The sequence below is a fragment of the Methyloversatilis sp. XJ19-13 genome, assembly GCF_024580155.1.
Taxonomy (GTDB): Bacteria; Pseudomonadota; Gammaproteobacteria; order Burkholderiales; family Rhodocyclaceae; genus Methyloversatilis.
This window is the reverse complement of sequence record NZ_JANINH010000004.1, coordinates 1-23,086: the sequence shown is the minus strand read 5'-3', so window position 1 is coordinate 23,086 and position 23,086 is coordinate 1. Positions and strand designations below refer to the sequence as shown.

Here is a 23,086-nt window from a genome sequence, read left to right as displayed (position 1 = left end):
CGGTGGGCCCACCCCCCCCGCTTCACCGAGCACGGGAAAGAAGCCGAACCGCCGAACGAAGCGCGCCACAGCCGAAACGTTTCGATCGCGCCCCAAGCCATAGATCATCGTCGGCCGCAGGATAACCCACTCAATGCCCCGACGTGCGGCCCATTCCTGCAGGCGGCGCTCACCATCGATCAGACGCTGCACGGTGGCACGTTCGGATGCATCGGACGACGTCGACTTAGTAAAACGGCTGGTCGACGATACGGCCACCAAGCGGCGCACCCCGCTCGCTTCGAACAGCAGAAAGTAATCCGGCAACACCCAGACAGGTGCCAGACAGATCCACAGCGGCACGTTTGAAGAATGCTGCAGGGCGGCGTTGTGCTTCGCTCGCCGCCAGATGATGCTCTTGCGCACGCCTTCGTCCGCTGTGCGTGACAAGGCCAGCACGCGATGGCCCGCGTCCGCACACCGGGACAACGCGAAATCACCGGTCACGCAGGTCGCACCAAGTACACCAATCCATTCGTCCTGTCCGTCGCCTTGCCCAACTGACGTGTCCTGCATCGACGATATCCCCTCAGACACCTCGACCACTGATTCCGAAAAGGCGTCCGACTCCGCGCGAGGAATGGCGAAGCGATATCACTCCAAACCGAAACCAGACGCCAAGAGCGACGAGCCACATCAGAAAGCCTGGATACTGGTGACGAAAGAACTTGCGGTAGAAGCGCATCATGCCGCAGTGCTTGTGCCACTCGACAAACAGTGGCCGGGTTCGACTGCAGGCGCCGAGCGCGTGTTGCACGCGTGCCATCGGCACGAACATGATCTTCCATTCACTCCGGCGGAAACGCATGCACCAGTCAAGATCCTCGCAGTGCAGAAAATAGTTCTCGTCCCACAGCCCTACCTCCTTGACCGCATCGCGCCGCACCAACATACAGGCCCCCGAGATCGCCTCAACCTCAACCGCGTGATCGGGTAGTGGCTGCTTGTGCAGATGAAAATCAAAAAACAGTTTTGGCCAGCGCTGCGCGAATCGATTCAACCCGAAGGCACGAACGAAAGAGCGCCAAGGCGTGGGTATGGCTCGGCGCGCACCACCCTGCTCTGTACCATCGACATTGAGCAGCAGTCCGCCAACCATGCCAACCCGAGGATCAGCCTGCAGCGCGTCCCGCAGTTCGGCCACGCTACCGGGCTCAATCTGGCAATCCGGATTGAGAAAGAAGACAAATTCGCAACCCGCTTCTCGAAAACCAATATTGCACGCAGCGGCAAAACCAAGATTGCGCGTGTTGCGGACCACCCGCAACGCCGAAGTACCGGCAAAAGCCTGCTCGCAGCGCGACAAGCTGCCGTCGACAGACGCATTGTCAACAACAATGACCTCGCTGACCTGCAGCAGCGACGAGCGTACGCAGTCCGTCAGCAGATCGCCAGCGTTGTAATTGACGATCACTACCGAAACGCAGGGCTTCGCGGCCGCACAGTCGGCAAGTAACGTCAAATCTATTCCGGGTTGAGTGACTATCGTAGACCTCCTACAGGGCGCACCAGGATTGGATCCCACGTATATGCTTCATCCAAGCATGCGCGCAAGGCTAATGCCTGCACACCATGAGCCCAGAAAGGATCCCGGATCGATGATCTGGGGCATGAAGAAGAAGCAAAATTCCGCGTCATGACGAACTGAACTTCAGCGTCGCTGCCACGGGGACGAAACATCCCCGAAGGGTGGCTTTGACCAGCGTTTCCCTAACGACGGAAGGGCCTGCAGCTCGAATTTGCCAACAAGCGCCGGAAGTCGAGGCCTCATATCGACGCTTCGACCCAAAGAACATCCTGATATGTCGAAACTCCCCCGGCACGCGTTTCAGTCATCGCCAAGTAGATCGGCTGCATGATCCGCTCTCGCCTCAATAGCTGCCCAAAAATATCAGCTACCGCACCCTGATCGGAATGTGCCGTCACCTCAGCAATCGGCATGCGGCAGCGCACTGCTAGCAACGTTCATGAAGCCGGATCGAGCGCAGCAGTCCGAACACTTAACCCGACAACATCAAGACCGATGTCCTTGACAAAAGCGAACCAAGCAGTGTTCGGAACGCAAAAAACCAATTGCCTTTACCAAATGTTCGGCGAGAAAGATTTGGCCTCATAATACCGAATGGATGGAATAACAGGTCGACACACGAATCATACAAGTCGGCTTGGCGCAGCGCGAAGAGTAGGAGAACTCGCGCGCGACACCGATACAGCATAAGTGATTGCAGCGAATGCTGGATATGGAGCGATCCCAGACCACGTTGTCCGCACCGCCGGCGCCGAATCAGCGGCACCGCGGGTTGCATCGAGCAACCCAACGAGTTGGCGCCCGCTGCGGAGGGTGGCGAGGAGAATGGTACGAGGAGTGAGCGAGCCGCCGTGGCACCGGAGTAGGCGACGGTCGGCATGCCGAACGGTGAAACGGACCGCACACGCATCTTGACAACGACTCTCCTTACCAGAGGAAGGGGTGTGCCGCGCTCTTTGGCCCCGCTATCCCTTGTTCACATTAATGAACATCGGCGTCCGGAAGTTTTCTCGGCCGCAGACGGAAAATCAGGGATTTTGCCTTCTATTATTTTGAATGGTGAAATCTCTTTGAGCCAGGCGTGTTACAACGGCTTGGCTTTGAGTATTTCTCAATTGGCTAAGAACTTGGAATTCAGTTTATGTGCGGTATCGCTGGAGCACTTGTAACTCACTCTTCAGATTCAAGTATTGATCTTGTTTCACTCGTTGAGCGCATGGTTCACGCGATTCATCATCGAGGCCCCGATAACAACGGCGTGCATGTAAAATCCGGGGTTGGATTGGGTCACGCGCGCCTTTCTGTCATCGATCTTACTGAAGCCGGACATCAGCCCATGATCACCAGCGATGATCAGGTAAGGCTTGTATTTAACGGAGAGATATACAATTTCAAGGAGTTGCGGACCGAACTAGCGAGAGAAGGCTATCACTTCCGAAGTCACACGGATACAGAAGTAATTCTCAATGGGTATCACCGTTGGGGAATAGAGATTTTCACGCGATTGAGAGGGATGTTCGCCATTGCAATCTGGGATGGTCGCAGCGATGAACTGATCCTAGCGCGTGATCGGGTTGGAAAAAAACCCCTATTCTATGCTTGGCACGAAGGCGTGCTCCTCTTTGGCTCGGAAATAAAAGCCATACTGGCTTGTGAGCGATTTTCCAGAAAACCTGACCTGGAAGCAATTCATCATTATCTTTCTCTGCAATACGTTCCAGCACCATGGTCCGCCTTTCAGGGTATCAACAAGCTTCCGCAAGCGAGCTACATGGTCGTATCGCGTAAAGGTATTTCCAGCGTCAAACGCTATTGGCAACTACCTCCTCCAAGCGAAGCACGGCATCGCCCAATTCAGGAGCTACAGGAAGAACTGATAACTCTAATTGACGAGTCTGTAAGATTGCGCATGACGTCAGATGTACCGCTGGGTGCGTTCCTATCTGGCGGCGTTGATTCATCGGCCGTGGTCGCGATGATGGCCCGACACTCCAGCGGGCGCATCAAGACATTCTGTATCGGCTTTGACGAAGCGGAATATGACGAGCGGGCGTACGCACGCATAGTGGCCGAACGTTACGACACAGATCACCACGAAATGGTCGTTCGACCCAATGCCGTCGATATACTTCCGAAACTTATCTGGCATTATAACGAACCGTTTGCCGACCCTTCGGCAGTACCGACGTATTACGTCTCTGAAATTGCGCGACGACATGTAACAGTCGTGCTTAACGGAGATGGAGGCGATGAGAATTTTCTGGGCTATAGCCGTTATAAACAATGCCTCCAGACCGAATGGATCAGTCGTATTCCGCGCGCACTTCGAAGATTAAGTCCCCAACTAACCAACTCAATGCCGGTCTGTTGGGAACGTTATAGAATACCTCGTATAACAAGGCGATGGCTCAACTACATCAGCGAAAAGGATTCCCGTCGCTATGCTCCATCAATTGCCTATTTTCATGAACAGGACAAAGTGGCTGGTTATGATGAAAACCTAACTCCTTATCTTTCTTTTTCTTCGCTAGACATATTGGAGCGATATTTTTCGGAGTCCCCTTCGTATGTTGGCGGCGCAGCGTGGGCTGACATCCATACTTATTTACCGGACGACTTACTTGTCAAGGTAGACATAGCCAGCATGGCACATGGTCTTGAAGCGCGTTCCCCTCTTCTTGATCACAGTTTGATGGAGTGGGCCGCTCAAATTCCGCCTTCACAAAAAATTGTGAATGGCGAAACCAAGAACATCCTCAAGTCCGCGATGAAACCTTACCTTCCACACGATGTTCTCTATCGTCCAAAAATGGGGTTTGGAGTACCAATTGATCGCTGGTTGAGAGCCGAACTGAAGGAATTTGCCTATGACACACTTCTTAGCTTAAAGGCCAGCCAGCGAGGACTGGTGAAGACATCTTATGTCAAGAATATGCTAGATGAACACTGCAGCGGGGTACGACTTCACCATACACGTTTATGGGCGCTTTTGATCTTGGAATTGTGGTTTCAAATGTGGATCGATCCAACGACCGCACCTTTGGAACCACCATCCTCATTCTCGCGTGGAGGATAGTTTAGCTGTGGCGATTCCACTCTGGAAACTCTTGATGCGAGGGTTTGGCTCGCTAATCTTTCAACCGAGCCCAGGTACGGGTGGATCCGTTTCCGCCAGATACTGTTATTCGGTGTTTATGCGGCATCGAATCATTGCAGCACAGCACGGTTTGAATATCACTCCAAAAACAGTCTTGGAAATTGGACCCGGCGACAGCCTTGGCGTTGGACTGATGGCGCTTCTGACCGGTAGCGAACAATACATCGCGATTGACGTAGTCTGCCACGCATCGCCGAGGAGAAATATTGACGTCTTGGATGACCTTGTTAAACTCCTTGAATCAAAATCACCCATTCCCAGTGATGGAGAATGTGCCGAGATCCTGCCAAAACTAGCCTCTTACGAGTTTCCACACACCCTTTTTGAACAAGTTGACTTTACGAAAATGCTGGCACCTAGGCGCCTGAATAGAATCCGGGCAGAGCTACTGGGAACCGTGTCAAGTGAAATGATTCAATACGTTGCACCAATGGGGAAAATGGAGGAAGTCAAGAAAGAAAATATCGACTGGATACTTTCACAAGCCGTGTTGGAACATATCGACGACCTTGAGGAAGTCTACGCAGGGTGCTTCCGTCACCTTACTCCAAACGGAATCATGACGCATCAAATTGATTACCAGTGCCATGAAACCGCGAAGGAATGGAATGGGCATTGGAAATATTCTTCGTGGCTCTGGGCAATAATGCGTGGGCGACTCCCCTGGTTCGTAAATCGGAAACCGCATTCCACCCACCAAAAGCTCCTGAGTAACGCCGGTTTTTTAATCTGTAGAGAATACCTTGAAAAGCGGACCAGCCAGCTTGCTGCCAATCAGTTAAGCCGGGACTACTCCTCACTGTCAGTTAGTGACTTAACCACGGCAGGGGCAATGCTGGTTTCAAAAAAGAAGGAAGGAACCGTCACCCTGTCGTCTAGCCGGGAAAGGGCTGTCCATGCTTGAAGATGCATCGCCAGAATATTGTGCATATCCGTGGCAGCAAATGATTATAGACTTGACGGGTGAAGTTGTTCCATGCTGCTTCTGGAGTGGTTACGGAAATTCTGGAAAACCTTTGGGAAACACCAATCTCAATACGATTGAGGAAATCTGGAACGGGCAAGAATATCGGGCTCTTAGACGGGCGAACGCCGACGGAAAACTGGAGGGACATCCGTGCAACCAGTGCATGTCATACGCTTGGTCAAATGGACGTTACCCTGCGTTCAGTTCTCCTATAAGTTGGAGAAAGGAATCTGGATATTGTTATGTGGTCGAGATACCCGAGACGTTCATAAGCATGGCGGGAGATGCTCTCAGTCAAGCGGAAGTGTTGGAAGATGGCGTATCTCTGCCATTTTCCAACGCACCGCATGACGAGATCAGGAACATTGGCATGGGCCGCTACTCCGTCTGGGGACACTCTCTTTACTTTTCCAGCTCCGACAATTCAGATCCATCGAAAACGGGCAAAGTTTACGAGCTTTCATTGCCAGCCGGGCGGGTTAAGTTGCAGGGTTTGGTCGTCGATTCCGTCTCGGGGAAAAACATACGAGAGGCTAAAGCCGAGTACGAAGCCGGGGTATCGGTAATGTCTGCCAGACCGACGATGATATCCCTAATTTCCACTGCGGATTGCAACATTGATTGCCCCAACTGCAGTCAGAATATGGTAAGGGCGGCTCATATCCAGCACCGGTCAGAAACAGTACCCGATGTCCTTTCTTATGTCCCGTACTTGTATCAGTTTATTTGGCATGGCGGAGAGCCATACTTGATCAAGCGTTTTCGTAAATTCATTGACACTTTTGAAATAGACATAAATCCGAATCTGAGATTTGGATTCACCAGTAACGGCACAATGCTTACGGCGACCGAACTGAGCAAGCTGCGAAAGTTTCCGGGAATCAACGCCAGCATATCGATGGACAGTTTTCACAAGGAGACCTTCGAGAAAATTCGAAAGGGCGCTGATTTCGGCAAGGTATTAGAAAACCTGCTGCGTTGCATACGGACGCACCCCTCTCCGGAATACGTCTTTTCTGTTGGGATGATTGTATGCAAGTCAAATTTTCTTGAACTCCCCGGGAATCTCTCTTTCTCCATCGGCCACGATATCCCGCTCAATCTTTCCCCGGTAGTGGTGTACCCCGTTACTGAGCAGCTTAACGTGTTCGAGAACTTCGAACTTCAGACGCGAGGATGGCACGAGGCCCTCGAGCAAGCTAAGCAGATCGTTCAGAATGCGCTTGCGGAAAACAAACCTTCCGTAATGCGGATCAATCCGATTGGAATGCTGGAAGAGTTGCAGTCGATTCTTGATTCAGCAAAGAAGCACTACAGCAATCAATGCAGCGTGGAGTTCATTGTCACAGATCACCATGATTCTCTTAAGGAGATGACGTATCCTGGAATATACCTTTACAGTCAGCTCAAAAAGAGCGTCGTGGCCTACTGCGAGCTTACGCCGGGAAGAACCAGGCACTTTGTAAACATCCCTTATGGATATTCGACAAACGATGTATATTGGGCGGTTACGGAGAACCTTAGAGAAATTGTTGGTGACGTGATTTCCGGCTGGTTTGAGAAAAATGAAAAATCTTCCGGAGAAACATCTTTTGAAGAAAGTTTTTTGAAGCAGACTCGTATTGATATTCCGCAGTACGTTGCAACAACACGGCGGAAGAACATATTTTTTGCAAACTATGGTGAGACCACGAAGAAGGGCCTTAACGTAATATATCCTGAGCAAATTTTTCTTGCGTACAAACTGAAGGAATCAAAGGAACGGCTCAAAGGAAAGGGGCGTACGGTACATCGCTGGTTCGAGTATCTACAGTTGGCTGCCTTTGTGATCAAAGGCCATTACAAGCTCTTCATGAAGAAAAGATGAATACTGAAAATACAGTAAACAAGAAAGTTGAACAAGCGATTAAATATTGTCGTGAAAATCAAATTCAGAACGCTGTATTTGCCGTTCCTTTCCAACTTACCGCCGAAGAGTCTTTGGCATTGAAATCGATTCCTGAATGCTCCGGGATGGTGCTATTGAATCCAGACCCGGAGATCACAGCCACCTCATCACACCTTTGGCTGGGCTGTTTCATGGCAGACGGGGATTGGAGCCTTCCTTCGGCTGGAGGACCGCTGATCTTCATCGGTTCACAACTGATGTTGACTTCAAAAATGATACGTCGAGTATCACATACCGGCCGATCGTCAGTTGTTTGCAAAGTCAATAGCCAATACGCCTCTGTTCGTCTCCATCGTTATTATCTCTGGATTGCTGGAGAACGTCTTCACCAGACAATAAGGGGAATGTCTCAAGACAGCCTTCTTCGCAGGGGACTGTACTTCCTCGCTAAGCAACAATCGGTCAAAGCCATCTGGTCTGCGGTATTTCGGCGAAACTATCATACCAGCGACGCCTCCAACTCAGGTCTCACCGGAGAAACTCTCTACCTGGAACTTTTCCGCCGTGCCGCTTCCGCACCTCAGAAGATCATTCCCATCCCTGGCCGAGTCGTTCTCGTCAATGCCGGGCTGGCTGCAGGTGGTGCCGAACGCCAGATCGTCAACACCCTTATTGGTCTCCGCGACAAGGGGGAATGCGAGAGCGTAGCTCTTCTGGCGGAATATTTGGACCATGCGCCCCAACTGGATTTCTTTTTGCATGAGCTTGAGGCATTTGGCATTGAAGTTGCGCAACTAAGAAAGGCGGTGACCCTCGCCGACCACGGTCTGTCCACCCTGGCACCTCCTTTGGCGGAAATTGCCGCAGACCTGCCCTGCTCTGTTTTGGAAGAAGTGCTTAACCTAGTGGAGGAATTCCGCTCCAGACGGCCCAGTGTCGTTCATGCCTGGCAGGATTCGACCAGCATCAAGGCGGGCATCGCAGCGGTGATTGCCGGAGTCCCGCGCATTGTCTTGGCCAGTCGAAACATGACACCCCTGAACTTTCCATACTTCCAGGATTACATGTATCCCGCCTATCGGGCCTTGGCGTCGCTTCCTCAGGTGGTCTACCTGAATAACAGTGATGCCGGGGCCAAGGACTATACACAATGGCTGGGACTACCGAGAGAGAGATTCAAAGTTGTGCGAAATGGAGTTAACCTTTCTTATCTGAAACGTGTCGAGGAGCGGGAGGCACAGCACTATAGAGAGTCGATCGGTATTCCAGGGAACGCACTGGTATTGGGTTCTGTCTTCCGTTTCTGGGAAGAAAAACGGCCAATTTTATGGTTGGAAATTGCATCGATTGTTGCCAGGAAAGACCCCAATGTGCACTTCCTGTTGATCGGTGAAGGCCCTATGCGGAAGGAAATGGAAGCGTTCGTCAGGAAAAATGGACTCGAACTGCGAATGCATTTGCCCGGGGCCCGGCCTGACGTTGCAACCCCGTTGTCCGTCATGGATGTATTCCTCCTGACATCCAAGCACGAAGGAACGCCTAATGTCGTGCTTGAAGCCCAATGGCTCGGCCTGCCCATCGTTGCTACCGATGCCGGCGGCACCCGGGAGTCCTTCAATATCGGGGTGTCTGGCTTGCTCGCCCACAAGCCAGAGGCTAAGCACATCGCGAGTTTGGTGCATCATTATCTCCATCATGCTGAAGAGCGGGCATTGGCAAAAGCGGCAGGGCCGGAGTATGTCTCCCGCATGTTCTGTCTTGATCGAATGATCAGTGAAACCTTGGCCTTGTACTACCAGGAGGAAATGCTGTGAACAGTTTTACCGTTACTTCAGGGATTTTGAGTTTTTCCAGAAATCGAGATCTGCTGAATTCCCTTGTTGCTCGCGACATTGAGGCGCGATATCGGGGCACTGCGCTCGGCTTTCTTTGGGTGGTCATCTATCCCCTGACGATGCTTTCGGTTTATGCGTTCGTATTTGGGGGTGTGTTCAATTCCCGCTGGGGCGGAAGCGGCGAGATGAAAGATTTTCTGGTAATGCTTTATTGCGGCCTGATAGTCCACGCCGTATTCTCGGAAACTCTAACACGCTCTCCATCTGCCATTCTGTCTAGTCCGAGCTACGTAAAGAAAGTGGTATTCCCCCTCGAACTACTTCCACTCTGTCACCTTGCGTCCTCGGCCTTCAATGCCCTGATCGGCATCGCTCTGATATGCCTGTTCTTGCTGATTCAGCAACAAGCCATTCCCTTAACGGCTGCGCTGTTTCCCGTCGTTCTGTTGCCCTTGTTGATGCTCACGGCCGGATTGGCCTGGATTCTTGCCGCAATAGGAGTTTTCTTTCGCGATGTCGGCCAGCTCATCGGCGTTGTCATGTCGGCTCTACTTTTCCTCAGTCCGGTGTTCTATCCGACCTCCTCCGCACCCTATGCCGCGCAACGATTTATCAGTCTGAACCCGCTGACCTTTCCGATCGAACAACTGCGTGGAGTCCTGATCCTGGGTCAACAGCCCAACTGGCAACATTGGCTGGTCTATCTCGCCGTGGCCACTCTCATCGCAGTGTCTGGCCTGTGGCTGTTCCAGAAATCTCGACCAGCCTTTGCGGATGTGATCTAGATGAATGACTCGACAACGCCACCCATTCAGCTTGACTCGATCAGCAAGTGCTACAGGATCTACAAGAACCCTCAGGATCGCTTCAGACAAGCTCTGCTGGATCGATTTCGCACCGCAATCGGCACCACTCATGACAGCCCACTCTATCGTGAGCACTGGGCACTGCGCGATGTCAGCTTCGAACTACGGCCTGGTGAAGCAGTGGGCATCCTCGGGCGCAATGGTGCCGGCAAGAGCACGCTGCTACAGATCATCGCCGGAACACTGGCACCGACCTCGGGAACCGTCGTCACCAATGGGCGGATCACCGCGCTACTAGAATTGGGCAGCGGCTTCAACCCGGATTTCACGGGACGGGAGAATGTCTATCTGAACGCTCAAATTTTAGGCCTCTCGAGGGAGGAAGCCCACGCCCGGTTCGACGGCATTGCGGCCTTCGCCGACATAGGTGACTTTATCGAACAACCCGTGAAAACCTACAGTTCCGGCATGATGATGCGACTGGCCTTTGCAGTGCAGACTGCCGTCGATCCGAAGGTCCTCATCGTCGATGAAGCGTTGTCTGTTGGAGATATGTTATTTCAGGCCAAATGCATGGCCAGGATCAACCAGCTTGTTAACAACGGGGTGACACTGCTATTTGTTAGTCACGACGTCGGTGTGGTACGGCAAATCTGTTCCCGTTCAATATTCTTGGAGCACGGAAAATTAATTCGAATTGGACACACCCGTGAAGTAGCCGACGAATATGTCCGGATTCAACTTGAGGACCGCAATCGTGCAACGACAAGAAAAAAAGAGCTCACGGTAGAGCTTGACTCCGGTGAAAGTTTGACAAACCTTGGAAGAAAATCAGTCGAAGAACATACCGGAACGCCTGCCGAGCCTCCGTTGGCTCAGAAAGATGTTTCAGCCCACCAAGCCAAGAAAGATTCTGACCTTCTCCTTGGAATGGATTCTTTTTTACAACGGGCAATTGAAAACAGGACCGGGACGCAAAGCGCATCCATTACAAATGTACAAATGCTTCGGCGCGGCCTTCATTCGAATTATTTTGATTTCGGGGACAATGTTGAAATTCGAGTTCTCGCAACCTTCAAAGACTCACTTGAAAACCTCAATCTTGCCGTCAAAATCAGGACACTACAGGGCACGGACGTAGTATTTATGGACACCAGAATACAAGATAAAATGGGCCTCAAATACATCAAGGACCGTACTTATCTATTTTCTTGGAATGTTCACCTACCTTTGATGCATGGAAACTATACATTATCAATCGGATTGGCACACCCACCGGAAGAACCAGGCGAAGATTGGGTCTTCGTTGACGTGATTCCCTTCGCCTATGATTTCAAGATGGGCACAAGACCGGGTGGAATGATCGGTGGCTACGTAGCTTTACCCGCCAAATTGGAAGTTGCCTGCATTAGCGAAATGGATCGGGTAGCAACTTGAAGAACCACATCAAAAAGTTCCTATTCGGAAAACACCTGAGAATTCAACGACCAATATTTGTCGTCGGCTGCGGTCGTTCCGGCACAACACTGCTTTTTGATACGCTTTCCACCCATCCAGGAGTCGCGAAAACTACCGGCTACCCGGATGGGGAGGATCACGAAGGCTGGATTGAACACGGGCGATGCATCATGGCTGGCATCGGGAACGTACACCACTCAAAATACGGGAATGGCATCAACGGACACCAACAGTGCCTACACATGACTCAAGATGATGTTAACGACGAAATTATCTCGAGCATGCATGACCACTATTACAAAAATGTTCTGAAGAAGAATCTCGGGCTGAGGGTTATCAACAAACAGCCTCACCTTTCAAACAAGTTGGGGTACTTGCTAGGAATCTTTCCGGACGCAAAGATAGTCCACATTGTCAGAGACTGTGAGCCGATGGTTGCCAGCTGGCTTGCCGTGATGGACAGCCATCCGTCGCTGGTTATTTATTGGCCCAGGGAAGAAGATTTCCCCTGCCTGTGGTTAATGTCAAAGCCTGAAGATCTCGTTAGTCAAGCAAGATTCGATCGGCACCCGTCATTCTTTCCTGGCGGCGGGGCTGAAATATTCATTGATTATTGGAACAAGGTGAACACAGGAATCTCTCGCCAAATGGTTGGCCACGAATCTCAATTGATCACAATTCGCTATGAAGATCTGGTATCAAGCCCGAATAAAACTCTCTCACAAATCGTCGAATACTGCGAACTACCTTCCTTCGATTTTTCTATCGACCATTTGAAGACCGATACTGCGCAAAAACACACAGGCCGATTGACATCTGAACTACGGGCAGCTGTTGCAGAGAAATCGCATTATGTCCGTCAAATTTTTGGTTATGAGCCTGGTCATCTTTCAGCGCTAGCACCTGGTCTGTACTTGCCATGAATACTCAAGGAAGTTATCTGGCCTTCGGCGCACCGGATTTCACCGAAGCCGAGATCGATGCCGTCGCCCGGGTCATGCGCTCGGGTTGGGTAGGTATGGGCCAAGAAACCATAGCCTTCGAGCAGGAGTTGAGCGCATATTTCGATGCGCCGGAAGTCGTGACGGTCAATTCCTGCACCTCTGCCCTGTTTCTTTCTCTGCTGATTGAGGGCGTTGGACCGGGTGACGAGGTAATTGCCCCCAGCCTGACTTGGTGCGCCACGGCCAACGCCGCCCTCTATCTTGGCGCCACTCCGGTTTTCTGCGACGTCGACCCCAAGAGCATGTGTATGACGCCAGACCGTATTGTGGAAAAACTGACCGCCAGGACCAAGGTGGTCGTTGTTGTCCATTACGGTGGATATGCCATAGACGTCGACGCTCTGCGTGCTGCGTTGCCCCCTCACGTGATCATTGTTGAAGATGCGGCTCATGCCCTCGGCTCACGGTACCCAGATGGACGCCCTGTGGGGTCGTCAAAGAACCTCGTGTGCTTCAGCTTTTATGCTAACAAGAACCTCTCAACTGCCGATGGCGGCGCGATTGCCTTGTTTGACCGTCACAAGGCTGAGCATCTGCGCTCCCTGCGCATGAGTGGGATGGAGTCCAACGCGTGGTCCCGCTATACGAACCCTTCGACCGCCTTTGGCGCTGGTGTCGAGAAACTGGGTTACAAGATGAACTTCACAGATCTGCAGGCCGCAATCGGCCGGGTTCAACTGCAACGCCAGCGAGAAATGTCAAACCACCGTCTGGCCGTTGCGCGACGCTATCAGCGGGGCTGTGCAGACGCGGGTTTGTCCATCCCGTTCCAAGAAGGTGTCTTCGATGTTCGTCATGCCCGTCATCTTCTGGTCGGCGTATTCGATCCTGAATTCACGAACATGGACCGCAATGATCTGCTTCTTGCCTTGCGGGCCAGAAACGTCGGTGCCAGCATCCATTACCGGCCTCTCCATGAGCAGTCGCTGTATAACAACACGCGAGGCGTATGCTCGCTGCCCGTCACGGAATCGCTAGCAACCAAGATCATGACCCTTCCCATCAGCGCGAAAATGAGTTTCGCTGACGTCGACTATGTTGTTCAACAGTTGAAACAGCTATTGGAAACAGCAAAGGCAGCCCCATGAGCAATCTACAAGCAAACTCGGACCAACAGCCGATCGAGTATGGGTTCGGTGGCCGCCTCGCTGCCGGATTTCCCTCGCAGATACTGATGGACATAACCGAGGTCTGCAATCTTGCGTGCACTCATTGTCCCCACCCCACATTCATGAAGTCTGAACACTATGGCGGGCGACACCTTGAGTCTGCTCTTAACGAGAAGATGATCGAGGAGGTCCGCCAGCATGGCCGGGGACTTACCCAGTACATCCGTTATGCCAGCAACGGCGAGCCTTTGGTGCATCCCCACGCTTACGAAATGATCCAGGCGGCGGTTGATCACTCCGGGGTATTTGTCACCCTAACCACCAACGGCAAGATCATGAACGAGCGGCGTACCCAACGCCTGCTGGAGTCCGGCATTCACCTGATCGACATCAGCATCGACGCCTTCAGACCGGAAACCTACGCCAAGATCCGCGTCAAAGGCAATTTGGAGATTACCCGGGGCAATGTGCTGCGTCTACTGCGCTGGGTGCAGGAGTCCAAGGCCAAGACCAAGGTGGTGGTGAGTTTCGTGGAACAGGCGGAAAACACCGCCGAAGCGCGAGATTTTGAAGCTTTCTGGAGAGACCAAGGTGTCGACGATGTAGTGATCCGGCGCCTGCATTCGTGTTCCGGTGCCGTGGAAGGCTTGGCTGATCAGCAACGCGAGGCGCTCAGGTCTTCAAAGAGGCGTCCCTGCCTGTACCCTTGGGAGCGCATCGTCATTAACGCCCGTGGTGACTTGGCCTTCTGTCCTTCAGACTGGATCCATGGCTCCTACGTTGCAGATTATCGCAACACCACAATTCTTAAGGAGTGGCAAGGCGATTTCTACCGCGGACTGAGACAGGCCCATCTGCGCAACAATTATCTCAAGCACTCCTTTTGCGGGCAGTGCCCCGATTGGTCGAACACTCGATGGCCTCACGAGGGCCGCAGCTATGCAGACATGGTCGATGACTTCGTGCATGGGGAGGGCGAGGTCGATGCGTGATGACGTCACGAGGCCCATCGCCGCCCAAATCGAGGAAGCTGTTGCCGAAATCCCAGGTTGGACGCCTCTGGACCAGTTGTTGAGCCTATTCGCCCTGGCTCTTTCCAGCGCCCATCTGCGGGGCGACATCCTGGAACTGGGCTCTTGGTGCGGCCGTTCGGCTGTGGCGCTGGGCATGGCTGCCCGCTTGACCGGCCGGACTACCGTACATTGCGTTGATTTGTTTCCGGAGAAGGACGACTGGTATCAGAACGCGAACGGCACTTACTCGTTTTCGGTAACCTTGGGAAATCGTACCTGCGGCGCCTATCAAGAACAAACCGTATGGGAAGAACCGTTCCTGCGAGATATCGCCCCGATGTACGAGCGTTGGCCGAAGACGCTGGATGCCTTCAATCACTTTATTAGCAAACATCAACTGGATTCCTGCGTTCGGGCCTACAAGACCGATCTTGGAGGTTTTGCCGGCAGTACTACTTCCGAACCGCGTCTACGTCTTGCCTTCATTGACGGAGACCACGGCTTTGATGCGGTCTGCCGGGATATCGAACTACTGGAGAAACTCCTGCTTCCAGGTGGCTGGATTTGTTTTGACGATGCATTCTCCACTTATGCGGGAGTCGATGACGCAATCAAGGAAAAAATTGTAAACAGTGGAAAATATCAACTCTGCCAACAATTGACCCGAAAATTTTTTGCCGCACAGAAGCTCTAGCGAGAGTTATTTGAGAGTCGCTGCGATTCAATCATCATTTATCCCATGGCGGGGATATTTCGACTTCATTGCCTCAGTAGACCTGTTCGTGATATACGATGACGTCCAATATTCATCTGGCAGCTGGCGCAATAGAAATCGGATTAAGACATCAAACGGTGCCAACTGGCTGACCATTCCGGTTAAACGAAAGGACCTGAATCAGAAAATCATTGACGTTGAGATTGACTACAGCCGATCTTGGCAAAGGAAACACTCAGGCGCCTGGTCCCAAAATTACCGTAACGCACCATATTTCTCTGCGATTATGGCACTATTGGAAGAATACCTGACCAAACCATATGAGACCATCAATCTATTGAACGTTTCCCTGATTCGTCGTCTATGTGATTATCTCGATCTCACGACGCCACTGATTCATTCAAGCAATTTTGACTTGCAAGGTCACAAGACCGACCGTTTGATCGATCTACTCAAAAAACTTAACGCCACGAGTTACTTGAGCGGCCCCAGCGCTGACGCCTATTTGGACAAAGAAGTCTTTCGTCGCAACGATATCCAGCTCGAGTACAAGTCTTATGATTTCGCTCCCTACCCACAATTGTGGGGAGATTTTGTCGGCGAAGTAACGGTGCTCGACCTGATCGCCAATTGCGGGCCCGATGCGCGACAGTTGATCCGTAGCAGAACGCCCGACAGAGTAATTGTTCACAGATGAAAAATCCGTCTCTTACGATTGCCATTTTCGGCAACACCAACAACTATCCGCTATTGCTCGCCCAAGGATTAAAATTACTCGGACATAATGTTCGTCTAATTATCAATCGCAAGGATCTTCTGCACCGCCCGGAAGCCCGCTACCATGAATGGGCGGATGCTTATCCAGACTGGGTTCTCGATTGCTCAGACATTACGGATGACGATATCGCTTTCAAGACACCCGCAATCGATGAAGCACTTCATCATCTGACCCACAAGGTGGATCTCGCCATCCTAAACGACTCTGGGTTGGCGTTCGCCGCCTTCCTGCATTCACCTCACATTGCTCTGCTGACCGGCTCCGACCTAGCTTATTACGCCAATTTTGATCTTTTGCGGTTGCGTACCCAGTTGTGGGATCTTGAATTCAAGCGTTCGTCGCGGGGCCGGCGCCATCTGGCCCAATACACGGATTTCGTTGCCCGTCAGCGGGATGGAATTCTGGCGTCCGAGGTCGTCTGCTACGGTCAGAGGGGTCTGATACCTAGCGGTGACCGGATGCTGGACGAAATCGGCGTACAGGACAGCCGGCGCCTGATGCTTTACCTATCGAATACCTTGGACCTGCAGCCCCAGACTGCTCCTCGAAACGAACAGCTATCCATTCTGTCGGGGAGCCGAATCGTCTTCAATCCCCAGAAAAACACCTCTCTCTCGGCTATGGATTTTAAAGGCACAGACGTCTTGCTCAATGGCTTTTCTGAGTTCATCAAAAGTGGGAGACAGGCAGTGCTACGCCTTCCTCGCAAGGGTCAGGATCTGGGAGCGGCAGAGGCTCTTGTCCAGACTCTGGGGATTTCAGACTACGTTACCTGGATGGATGAAACGAGTCTGACGAACTATTACCAGGAAGTGATTGCGGCTGATCTGGTCTGCGATCAGTTCGGGACCTCTTTTCCCGGGATGGTGACCACCGACGCCTATGCCATGGGGCGACCGGTCATGGCGAAGCTGAGAAATGAAATCTTTTCCACTCGCTTCCCTGAGCCACTACCTGGCTTTGACGCCAGCACGCCGGAGCAAATTTTCGAACAATTGACGGCCGTGAACTCCACCCGCGATCGTTTGGTGGAGATGGGGGAAAAGAGCCGTGCCTTTGCAGAGCAATATTTGTCCCCCCGTAGCATGGCTGAACAATTACTTGAAAAGTTGGAGGCTTGATGTTCAATATTGAATTCCTGCATGTCATTCGCGAGTTCGAGTATAAGGAGGTCATTAAGCGTCTGCCAGCCAGATCAAGTATCCTCGAAATCGGAGGTGGCACTGGCTATCAGGCAAAACGATTAACTGAAGATGGTTATTCTGTCAAATCAATCGACATCCCAAATTCCAATTACATTGACCAGAAAGAGTTTCCCGTCATGCCCTACGACGGCAGGAACATTCCGTTTCCCGACGCCAGTTTTGACGTTGTTTTCTCGTCCAACGTTCTTGAGCATGTAGGCGATCTTCCCTATCTCCAACATGAGATCAAGCGGGTTTTAAAGCCGGGTGGCAAATGCATGCACCTCATGCCCAGCAGTGCGTGGCGATTCTGGACCAACCTAGCTCATTACATTGAATTGATCCAGCGCGAGCTTCCTCATATGCCGAGGTTGGTTCCGAACGGAATGTCCAGGCATGCGCTGAAGGATGCATTGAGCGTTCTGCGCCTGATGATCGGTACGGCACGCCACTATGCGGTCGTACCGCGACATGGAGAGCGCGGCAACGCGATGACCGAAGTATTGAGCTTCAGCGCAACCTACTGGAAGCGGGTGTTCCGAAAATCAGGATTTGCCATCCACGAGGCGAGCCCCACCGGTCTTTTCTACACCGGGCACATGGTATTGGGGCACGAAGTGTCGATTTCAAAACGCCAACAGCTTGCCAAGTGGCTGGGGAGCGCTTGCATCATTTACGTGGTTCGTCCTCGTGAAGGACAGTAGTGGAACGTTGCGGGATTCGAGATTCGGCCGTTTAGCTGCACGCGCTTTACGAAGTGACTTTGCTTGGCTCGTACATCGGTTGTCTCTTGCGTTGGGGTGGCGGAGGGCCGTCCCGCGGCCCGAAATCTTGCGATCGAGCCTAAGAAGCGTCCATCGAGGGGGGGGGAGCGCCAGTCCCCTCAAGTTAGTGGCTTTTTCCCACAACCTTGCCCGCGAAGGGGCATCAATTAGTCTGATGGAACTACTAAGCGGACTGCAGCGTCACCACGGACTCCAACCGACGGTTTTTTCTTTCATGGACGGTCCGCTCCGCATCGAATACGAAGCACGTGGCGTGAGCGTGCACGTACTGCCCGATGTACTCCATCGTATCTCGACTATACAGAATCTCTCTCATGAGGTTGAGTGTCTGGCCCAGAATATTCGGGATTTGTCGCCAGATTTGGTGTTCGTCAATACCCTACTAAATTTTCCGTCTGTGCTGGCAGCAGAAAAAGCTGGCGTTCCATCGATTTGGAATCCCAGGGAGAGTGAAGCTTGGAATATCTACTTCCGATTTCTTCCCAATCCGGTAGCTCAACAAGCCATAGCTGCCATTGGTTTACCTAGGAAGGTCGTCTTTGTGGCAGAAGCGACACGGGGAGTCTGGAAGGATTTCGAGAGTCTCGCCAATTTCTCCGTGGTTGAAAACTCGCTGGACATGAATCGATTTTCAAAATGGCTGGTTCGTGACAAATCTGCAGAGCGGGAGAGATTAGGGTGGTTAGCAGATGAAGTGGTATTTCTGTGTGTTGGCACATTGTGTGAGCGCAAAGGACAGCTGGACTCACTGCTGGCGCTTCAGAACTTCATTGACCAACTCGACGTTCAGATTCGCTTGGTCTTCGTTGGAAATTCTGACAATCGTTACGGCAAGAAAATCAGAGAGCACGCACTACGATTTAGAAAGCACAAACAAATTCACATCGAATTTATCCCCCCAATAGACGACATAGGAGTCTATTACTTGGCTGCTGACGTTTTTTTGCTGTGCTCACGAGTAGAAAGCTGCCCTCGGGTAATTCTTGAAGCACAAGCATTTGGACTTGCAATAATATCTACGCCTGTGTTCGGCATTACTGAGCAAATCCCCAACCCTCAAGATGCCCGCTTTTATGCGCCTGGAGATGTGAGGCACCTAGGTAGCATCATGTTGACTTTATCCAGAGACCATATTGAAAGAAATCGTCTCAGCAAGTGTTCTATAGTTCACTTTTCAAGAAAGAATGATTTCAACACGATGATTGAATCTTACAACAAAGAAATTCAAGACGCATGCTCAGGTTTTCAACAACCATAAATTAAAACCATTACAAAAGAAACAATTTACCAACCCTAGGAAAACACTGATTTAACCCCGTCCCCGTAGAATGCTCGGGTCATCCCGATACGCGCAACCGTCCAGATGAAAAAGCAAACCAGCTTCGCCGATCTTGAGTACTCGGCGCGTCGCAAGCCGACGCGGCGGGAGAAGTTTCTGAGCGACCTGGATCGTCTGGTGCCGTGGTCGCAGTTGGTGGCGTTGATCGAGCCGCACTACTACCGCGGCGAGCGCGGTCGTCCGCCAGTGGGGCTGGAAACGATGCTGCGCATGTATCTGTGCCAGAACTGCCTGGGCCTGTCGGATGAAGGGATTGAAGATGCCATCGTCGACAGCATCGCGGTGCGTCGCTTCGTGGGCATCGACCTGATCGAGCGTCAGGCGCCGGATGCCACCACGCTGCTGAAGTTTCGCCGCCTGCTCGAACGTCACGACATGCCGGTCCGTATCTTCGCGCTGATCCGCGAACAGCTCGGCCAGCAAGGGCTGATCCTGCGCGAAGGCACCATCGTCGATGCGACCTTGATTGCCGCGCCGCCATCGACCAAGAACAAGGAAGGCGAGCGCGATCCGGACATGCACCAGGCGAAGAAGGGAAAGCAGTGGTATTTCGGCATGACAAGCCGAAGGCGAAGGACACCCGAAGGGTGGTCCCGCGCAGCGGGATGCGGTCACGAGCGCAGCGAGGCCGCACAGGTAGCGCACATCGGTGTGGATGCGCACACCGGAGTGGTCCATGCGATCACCACCACCTCGGCGAACGAGTCCGACGTGAGCCAGACGCACAAGCTGCTGCACGGTGAAGAGAAGCACGTGCATGCCGACGCCGGTTACCAGGGCGCAGGCAAGCGTCCTGAGCTGAAGGACTGCGCGGCCGAGTTCGTGACCGCACGTCGCCGCTCGACCTACAAGAAGCTGGACAAGACGGACCCGAGACGGCAACTGATCGAGCAGGCGGAGCAAGCGAAGGCGAGCATCCGCTCGAAGGTCGAACACGTGTTCCATGTGGTGAAGAACCTGTTCCGGCATCGCAAGTGCCACTACAAGGGACTGGCGAAGAACACGGCGCAGTTGCAGGTGCTATTCGCGATGGCGAATCTGGTGCTGTCGCAGCGAAGTCTGTGCGCGTCGTACAGGACAGGTGCGTCCTGAGGGCGAGAAATCGGGGCGATGAACCCCGAAAAGACCGCGGATCGGTGATTCCGGGGTGAAAAAGAGGTGAAATTCGATGTCATGAAGATGCGAATTTCGGAGTTGCTGCCTCACGGACGAAAAATCCCGGAGGGGTGGCTTTGATCAGCGTTTCCTTTCCCAGTGAGCTTTCACCGGTGCTGGCTCAGTGCGGCATGTTTGAAGACCGTCGGATAGAAGCCTCTGTCAGCGTATGAAATGAGCACCAAAGACCATGCATCCGGTTCAATCTTCGTCGTTGAGTATCCATTCCTTTCCGAAAGTTGCTATTTTTCTCTGTACATACCAGGGTCAGAACTATCTGGCTGAACAGCTCGAATCTCTTGCTGCCCAGACTCATTCGAACTGGGAAGTGTGGGCTTCGGATGATGGATCAGAAGACGACACCCTTACAATCCTAGATGCCTATCGAAGGCTTTGGGGTCCGAACCGGCTATCAATTCATTCCGGGCCGGCAAGAGGCTTCGTAGTCAATTTCCTGCACTCAACGTGCAGCGCTGCTCTTGAAGCTGACTACTATGCCTATTCGGATCAGGACGATATCTGGGAGGCAGACAAACTCGAACGAGCCATCATCTGGCTGCGAGACGTTCCACAGGATGTCCCTGCTCTCTACTGTTCTCGGACACGACTGATTGATGAAAAAAACACCGATATCGGCTTCTCGCCACGATTTGCAAAGCCTCCAAGTTTTGCCAACGCCCTCATGCAGAATATAGGCGGCGGTAACACGATGTTGTTTAACAACGCCGCTCGTACTCTCTTGCAGCAGGCAGGAGAAGATATTCAAGTCGTCACTCATGATTGGTGGGTCTATCTGGCTGTTAGTGGTTGCGGAGGGCAAGTGTTATACGACACGTACCCGTCGTTACGCTATCGACAGCATAGTGGCAACTTGATTGGAATGAATGCCGGCTGGGCTGCCCGTTGGGCGCGGATCTGTCGGCGCTGCCGGGGAGACTCCAGATTATGGAATGACGTCCACATCAAGGCACTGACACGCATCCGGGATCGGATGACGCCAGAAAATATTCGGATACTGGATTGCTTTTCCAGCTCTCGGAATCTCAATGTAATTGCACGCATAGTCGGCCTCTGGAGATCGGGAGTCCACCGCCAAACTCTTCTTGGTAATTTAGGTTTAATTGCAGAGGTGCTTTTCGGAAAAATCTAGCGGGGCGAATATTTTTTGTAACAATTGACCTGTATTGACGACCACCCAGAATTGACCCACTTGCGGGGGTAATTTGCATCGAAATCTGACCTACCCTTGATTGACTACCCTGCTGAAGTTTTAGGCAGGGAGATCGAGGAGTGATCAAAGTGGGCATGTTGGCCAAGATCAGGCGGATGCACTTCCGCGACCACTTGCCGCTGCGCGAGATCGCGCGGCAAACCGGGCTCTCCCGGAACACCATCCGGCATTGGCTTCGCAAGCACGACGTTGTCGAGCCGCGGTACAGACCGCGTGCCGCCAGGCGCGTCGTCGACGCCTGGGCGGATCAACTGGGTCAGTGGTTGAACACCGACCGCCACAGGCCCAAGCGGGATCGGCGCACCGCGCGGGCGATGTTCGAGGCGATTCGGGCGCAGGGCTACCCGGGCAGCTACAACCGGGTCTGCGCCTTTGTTAAGCGCTGGCGAGCGGATGAAGCGAGCAAGCGGGGTGCAGCCTACGTGCCGCTCACCTTTGCGCTGGGCGAAGCCTTCCAGTTCGACTGGAGCACCGAATACGTCTTCGTTGGCGGCTTGCGCCGGCGGCTCGAAGTGGCCCACACCAAGCTGTGCGCAAGCCGCGCGTTCTGGCTGAGCGCCTACCCGGCGCAAAGCCACGAGATGCTCTTCGATGCGCATGCCCGTGCCTTTGCCGCCTTCGGTGGTGTGGCGCGTCGTGGCATTTACGACAATATGAAGACGGCCGTCGACCGGGTCGGGCGCGGCAAGGAACGCGACATCAACCCGCGCTTTTACGCCCTGTGCAGCCACTACCTGTTCGAGCCGCAGTTCTGCAACCGGGCAGCCGGCTGGGAGAAGGGGCGCGTGGAGAAGAACGTCCAGGATCGTCGCCGGCAGATATTTCGGCACGCGGGCGAGCGCAGGTGGAAAGACCTCAATGAACTCAACGCCTGGCTGGGCGAGCAGTGCCGGCAGGCGTGGGCAGACATGGCCAATCCGGAATGGCCTGCGCTGACGCTCGCCGAGGTGCTGCAGGACGAGCTCATGCAGATGCTGCCAAACCCTAAACCCTTCGACGGCTACGTCGAGAAACCGGTCCGGGTGAGCAGCACAGCGCTCATCCACTTCCAGCGCAACCGCTACAGCGTGCCGGCCGAACACGCCCACGCCGTCC

General features: G+C 52.9%; 18 protein-coding genes and 1 pseudogene. 17 read left to right on the top strand and 2 right to left on the bottom strand.

The annotated features are described in order from the left end of the window. Positions 1 to 555: pseudogene (locus NMQ14_RS06515) on the bottom strand (NAD(P)-dependent oxidoreductase); the annotation flags it as partial. A gap of 13 nt (positions 556 to 568) precedes the next feature. Beyond that, positions 569 to 1,501 (bottom strand): glycosyltransferase family 2 protein, encoded by a 933-nt coding sequence (locus NMQ14_RS06510; RefSeq protein WP_257094570.1) that lies wholly within the window; start codon positions 1,499 to 1,501, stop codon positions 569 to 571. A 1,207-nt stretch (positions 1,502 to 2,708) separates the two neighbouring features. On the opposite strand from NMQ14_RS06510, the gene asnB reads away from it, so the two are divergent. The 17 genes from asnB to istA form a co-directional block, all read left to right on the top strand. Beyond that, positions 2,709 to 4,643: an asparagine synthase (glutamine-hydrolyzing) gene (gene asnB / locus NMQ14_RS06505; RefSeq protein ID WP_257094568.1), complete on the top strand. Its 1,935-nt coding sequence runs from the start codon at positions 2,709 to 2,711 to the stop codon at positions 4,641 to 4,643. Positions 4,644 to 4,650: 7 nt separating this feature from the next. Then, on the top strand, positions 4,651 to 5,628 hold the full coding sequence (locus NMQ14_RS06500) for a methyltransferase domain-containing protein (protein WP_257094566.1): 978 nt from the start codon (positions 4,651 to 4,653) through the stop codon (positions 5,626 to 5,628). Further along, on the top strand, positions 5,621 to 7,558 hold the full coding sequence (locus NMQ14_RS06495; protein ID WP_257094564.1) for an SPASM domain-containing protein: 1,938 nt from the start codon (positions 5,621 to 5,623) through the stop codon (positions 7,556 to 7,558). Before NMQ14_RS06500 ends, NMQ14_RS06495 begins: the two co-directional genes overlap by 8 nt. Beyond that, a complete protein-coding gene (locus tag NMQ14_RS06490; RefSeq protein ID WP_257094563.1) occupies positions 7,555 to 9,393 on the top strand; it encodes a glycosyltransferase in 1,839 nt (612 codons plus the stop codon). The genes NMQ14_RS06495 and NMQ14_RS06490 overlap by 4 nt, the downstream gene beginning before the upstream one ends. Beyond that, complete coding sequence (locus tag NMQ14_RS06485; protein ID WP_257094561.1) at positions 9,390 to 10,199, top strand: ABC transporter permease; 810 nt, start codon at positions 9,390 to 9,392, stop codon at positions 10,197 to 10,199. Before NMQ14_RS06490 ends, NMQ14_RS06485 begins: the two co-directional genes overlap by 4 nt. Beyond that, on the top strand, positions 10,200 to 11,657 hold the full coding sequence (locus NMQ14_RS06480) for an ABC transporter ATP-binding protein (protein ID WP_257094560.1): 1,458 nt from the start codon (positions 10,200 to 10,202) through the stop codon (positions 11,655 to 11,657). It abuts the gene before it with no gap. After that, positions 11,654 to 12,601, top strand: coding sequence for a sulfotransferase (locus NMQ14_RS06475; RefSeq protein WP_257094557.1), 948 nt, complete (start codon positions 11,654 to 11,656; stop codon positions 12,599 to 12,601). The genes NMQ14_RS06480 and NMQ14_RS06475 overlap by 4 nt, the downstream gene beginning before the upstream one ends. Further along, entirely contained in the window at positions 12,598 to 13,770 is a 1,173-nt protein-coding gene (locus NMQ14_RS06470; protein ID WP_257094555.1) for a DegT/DnrJ/EryC1/StrS aminotransferase family protein, read from the top strand. The genes NMQ14_RS06475 and NMQ14_RS06470 overlap by 4 nt, the downstream gene beginning before the upstream one ends. After that, the gene (locus tag NMQ14_RS06465) at positions 13,767 to 14,783 is read left to right on the top strand and encodes a radical SAM/SPASM domain-containing protein (RefSeq protein WP_257094553.1); all 1,017 of its coding nucleotides are present in this window, start codon (positions 13,767 to 13,769) and stop codon (positions 14,781 to 14,783) included. The genes NMQ14_RS06470 and NMQ14_RS06465 overlap by 4 nt, the downstream gene beginning before the upstream one ends. After that, entirely contained in the window at positions 14,776 to 15,498 is a 723-nt protein-coding gene (locus tag NMQ14_RS06460) for a class I SAM-dependent methyltransferase (RefSeq protein WP_257094551.1), read from the top strand. The genes NMQ14_RS06465 and NMQ14_RS06460 overlap by 8 nt, the downstream gene beginning before the upstream one ends. Before the next feature lie 10 nt (positions 15,499 to 15,508). Further along, positions 15,509 to 16,216, top strand: a complete 708-nt coding sequence (locus NMQ14_RS06455) for a WbqC family protein (RefSeq protein ID WP_257094549.1) — start codon at positions 15,509 to 15,511, stop codon at positions 16,214 to 16,216. Continuing rightward, positions 16,213 to 17,418, top strand: a complete 1,206-nt coding sequence (locus NMQ14_RS06450) for a hypothetical protein (protein ID WP_257094546.1) — start codon at positions 16,213 to 16,215, stop codon at positions 17,416 to 17,418. The genes NMQ14_RS06455 and NMQ14_RS06450 overlap by 4 nt, the downstream gene beginning before the upstream one ends. After that, positions 17,418 to 18,185 (top strand): class I SAM-dependent methyltransferase, encoded by a 768-nt coding sequence (locus NMQ14_RS06445; protein WP_257094544.1) that lies wholly within the window; start codon positions 17,418 to 17,420, stop codon positions 18,183 to 18,185. The genes NMQ14_RS06450 and NMQ14_RS06445 overlap by 1 nt, the downstream gene beginning before the upstream one ends. 295 nt (positions 18,186 to 18,480) lie before the next feature. Then, positions 18,481 to 19,524: a glycosyltransferase family 4 protein gene (locus NMQ14_RS06440; protein ID WP_257094542.1), complete on the top strand. Its 1,044-nt coding sequence runs from the start codon at positions 18,481 to 18,483 to the stop codon at positions 19,522 to 19,524. A gap of 105 nt (positions 19,525 to 19,629) precedes the next feature. Continuing rightward, positions 19,630 to 20,697: an IS5 family transposase gene (locus NMQ14_RS06435; RefSeq protein WP_257094540.1), complete on the top strand. Its 1,068-nt coding sequence runs from the start codon at positions 19,630 to 19,632 to the stop codon at positions 20,695 to 20,697. Between the two features lie 253 nt (positions 20,698 to 20,950). Beyond that, the gene (locus NMQ14_RS06430) at positions 20,951 to 21,910 is read left to right on the top strand and encodes a glycosyltransferase family 2 protein (RefSeq protein WP_257094538.1); all 960 of its coding nucleotides are present in this window, start codon (positions 20,951 to 20,953) and stop codon (positions 21,908 to 21,910) included. A gap of 149 nt (positions 21,911 to 22,059) precedes the next feature. Next, the coding region (gene istA / locus NMQ14_RS06425) for an IS21 family transposase (RefSeq protein ID WP_257095041.1) at positions 22,060 to 23,086 on the top strand (1,027 nt) is incomplete at its 3' end.

Excerpts from the sequence above, each read along its gene's own strand:
- NMQ14_RS06440 (WP_257094542.1), top strand. The coding sequence starts at position 18,481 with ATGGACGGTCCGCTCCGCATCGAATACGAAGCACGTGGCGTGAGCGTG.
- NMQ14_RS06460 (WP_257094551.1), top strand. The coding sequence starts at position 14,776 with ATGCGTGATGACGTCACGAGGCCCATCGCCGCCCAAATCGAGGAAGCT.
- NMQ14_RS06445 (WP_257094544.1), top strand. The coding sequence starts at position 17,418 with ATGTTCAATATTGAATTCCTGCATGTCATTCGCGAGTTCGAGTATAAG.
- NMQ14_RS06470 (WP_257094555.1), top strand. The coding sequence starts at position 12,598 with ATGAATACTCAAGGAAGTTATCTGGCCTTCGGCGCACCGGATTTCACC.
- NMQ14_RS06495 (WP_257094564.1), top strand. The coding sequence starts at position 5,621 with ATGCTTGAAGATGCATCGCCAGAATATTGTGCATATCCGTGGCAGCAA.
- NMQ14_RS06490 (WP_257094563.1), top strand. The coding sequence starts at position 7,555 with ATGAATACTGAAAATACAGTAAACAAGAAAGTTGAACAAGCGATTAAA.
- NMQ14_RS06480 (WP_257094560.1), top strand. The coding sequence starts at position 10,200 with ATGAATGACTCGACAACGCCACCCATTCAGCTTGACTCGATCAGCAAG.
- NMQ14_RS06450 (WP_257094546.1), top strand. The coding sequence starts at position 16,213 with ATGAAAAATCCGTCTCTTACGATTGCCATTTTCGGCAACACCAACAAC.
- NMQ14_RS06465 (WP_257094553.1), top strand. The coding sequence starts at position 13,767 with ATGAGCAATCTACAAGCAAACTCGGACCAACAGCCGATCGAGTATGGG.
- NMQ14_RS06430 (WP_257094538.1), top strand. The coding sequence starts at position 20,951 with ATGCATCCGGTTCAATCTTCGTCGTTGAGTATCCATTCCTTTCCGAAA.
- asnB (WP_257094568.1), top strand. The coding sequence starts at position 2,709 with ATGTGCGGTATCGCTGGAGCACTTGTAACTCACTCTTCAGATTCAAGT.
- NMQ14_RS06435 (WP_257094540.1), top strand. The coding sequence starts at position 19,630 with ATGAAAAAGCAAACCAGCTTCGCCGATCTTGAGTACTCGGCGCGTCGC.